Here is a 1,065-nt window from a genome sequence, read left to right on the forward strand (position 1 = left end):
GCCCTGCTCACCGTCAGCGCCATTCGCCAGCAGGGGTTGACCCTGGCGGGCTGGGTCATTAACCGGGTGGATCCGCACATGAGCCGCTACGAGGAGAACCTGGACACCTTGAAAGCCATGTTGCCGGCCCCATTTCTGGGGGAACTCCCCTTCGTGGACGCGGTGAATGAGGTGGATTTGCACCACTGTCTCGATGTGTCGCCCTTGCTCTGAGGCCAGACATTCAGCAAACATTCATCGAGTCTGTCTATTATCTGGGGCAAGTGTGGCATCGGTCGCCCCTGGGGCGCCCCGAACCATGCATCCATATCTCACAAGGAGTCAATATGAAGCGAATTATGCTATTCCTGGTGACCAACCTGGCCGTCATGCTGGTGCTGGGGGTGGTACTCAATATCCTGTTCTCGGTTCTGGGGATCAACAAGTCCAGCATTTCCGGTCTGTTGGTGTTCTGCGCCGTGTTCGGTTTTGGGGGTTCCTTTATCTCCTTGCTGATGTCCAAGTGGATGGCCAAGCGCAGCTATGGCGTCCAGGTCATCGAGCAGCCCCGCAACGAGACCGAGCACTGGCTGGTGAGCACTGTTGCCCGTCAGGCCCGTGAGGCTGGCATCAAGATGCCGGAAGTGGGGATCTACGACTCCCCCGAGATGAACGCCTTTGCCACCGGCGCCCGCCGTGACGACTCCCTCGTCGCCGTCTCCTCCGGTCTGCTCTACAGCATGAGCCGCGACGAGGCGGAAGCCGTGCTGGCCCACGAGGTGAGCCACGTGGCCAACGGCGACATGGTGACCTTAACCCTGATCCAGGGGGTGGTGAACACCTTCGTGATGTTCTTCGCCCGCATCGTGGCCGGCGTCATCAGCAACTTCTTCAGCTCCAACAACGAGGAAGAGAGCAGCAGCACCGGCGGTTTCGCCTACATGATCACCGTGTTCGTGCTGGAGATGGTGTTCGGCGTGCTCGCCTCCATCATCGTCATGTGGTTCAGCCGTCAGCGCGAGTTCCGTGCCGACGCCGGTGCCGCCAAGCTGGCCGGCCGCGACAAGATGATCGCCGCGCTCCAGC

Annotated in this window: 2 protein-coding genes; both read left to right on the forward strand. The window is 60.7% G+C overall.

Annotation, left to right across the window (positions count from 1 at the left end):
• Nucleotides 1-213: nucleotide-binding protein (gene bioD / locus AACR77_RS14800; protein WP_042882506.1), on the forward strand; the 213-nt coding region annotated here is incomplete at its 5' end.
• Between the two features lie 113 nt (nucleotides 214-326).
• On the forward strand, nucleotides 327-1,065 hold a 739-nt coding region (gene htpX, locus AACR77_RS14805), incomplete at its 3' end, for a protease HtpX (RefSeq protein ID WP_042882507.1).

The organism is Aeromonas sp. ZOR0002 (assembly GCF_963866995.1).
GTDB lineage: Bacteria > Pseudomonadota > Gammaproteobacteria > Enterobacterales > Aeromonadaceae > Aeromonas > Aeromonas caviae.